We start from the raw sequence: 1,123 nt of genomic DNA, 5'->3' as shown, positions 1-1,123 counted from the left end.
GCCCCGGCCAGCGGCGCCCGGCCCACGCGGCGTCCGGCGGAGGCGAACCGACGCCCGACCGCCTCCGGCCGCCGCCTCACCTCGGCGCACGCCTCCGTGACCCAGGGCTGATCGAGGACGACCGGCGGTTCCTGAGCGTCCATCACCGGCTCCCTTCCACAGCGGCGCGTCCTGCCGCGCTGACTCCTCCGGCGGCGCGTTCCGCCGAGCGGAGGAACGCGATCGAACGGGCGGCGACCTCGGGCGCCGCGTGCGAGTGCCGGGGCAGTTCGACCGCCACCAGCCCGGTGTAGCCGCGGGCGGCGAGGGCGGCCAGGACGGGCGGGAAGTCGATCTCGCCCTTCCCGAACTCCAGATGCTCGTGCACGCCCCGGCGCATGTCGTCGATCTGCACGTTCACCAGGTACTCGGCGACGGACTCCACGCAGTGGGGCACCGGGTCCGGTTCCAGGCAGCGGCAGTGCCCGATGTCGAGGGTGAGCCGGAAGCCCTCGGGGCGGCCGAGCGCGTCGCGCAGCCTCCGCCAGTCCGCGATGGTCGCCACCAGCATCCCGGGCTCCGGCTCGAAGCCCAGCGGCACCGTCGCCGCGTCCAGCAGGCGCGCGCAGCCGTCCACGAGCCGTTCCCAGGCGAGGCGGCCCGGGACGGAGGCGGGACGCGCTCCGGCCCACAGCGAGAGGGCTTCGGCGCCGAGGTCGGCGGCGATGGCGGCGGCCCGTCGCAGGAAGTCCAGCCGCAGGTGGCCGTCGTCGTGCAGCAGGGTCGGGGCGTGCTTGTGCCAGGGGTCGAGCAGGTAGCGGGCGCCGGTCTCGACGACGACGCCGAGCCGGAGGCCGCGCAGCCGGTCCGCGACGGCCGCGACCCGCCGGGCCGCTCCGGGCGCGTAGGGGTCCAGGCGGTCGTGGTCGAGGGTCAGGGCCACCCCCTCGTACCCGAGACCGGCGATGACGTCCAGCGCGTCCTCCAGCCGGTGGTCGGCGAAACCGTTGGTGCCGTACCCGAACCGCAGCCCACGCGGCGCGGTCGCGCCGGCCGTCCCGGTGGCGGCGCGCGGTGCGGACGCGCCGCCGGCGCGCGTGCCCGTCATGTCGGTGACACCTTCGTGGCGAGGATCCCGCCCAGC

Annotated in this window: 1 protein-coding gene; it reads right to left on the bottom strand. The window is 76.6% G+C overall.

The window, feature by feature from the left end:
* Positions 1-142 precede the first annotated feature (142 nt).
* The gene (locus tag AB0H81_RS44965; protein ID WP_358388792.1) at positions 143-1,087 is read right to left on the bottom strand and encodes a sugar phosphate isomerase/epimerase family protein; all 945 of its coding nucleotides are present in this window, start codon (positions 1,085-1,087) and stop codon (positions 143-145) included.
* Positions 1,088-1,123 lie beyond the last annotated feature (36 nt).

Source organism: Nonomuraea sp. NPDC050691 (genome assembly GCF_040654455.1).
Classification (GTDB): domain Bacteria; phylum Actinomycetota; class Actinomycetes; order Streptosporangiales; family Streptosporangiaceae; genus Nonomuraea.
Note: the sequence above shows the minus strand (reverse complement) of the source record. Positions and strands in the feature narration are given on the sequence as shown.

What these genes read in the sequence shown, in the direction of transcription:
- AB0H81_RS44965 (WP_358388792.1), bottom strand. Translation starts at nt 1,087, where the DNA reads ATGACGGGCACGCGCGCCGGCGGCGCGTCCGCACCGCGCGCCGCCACC.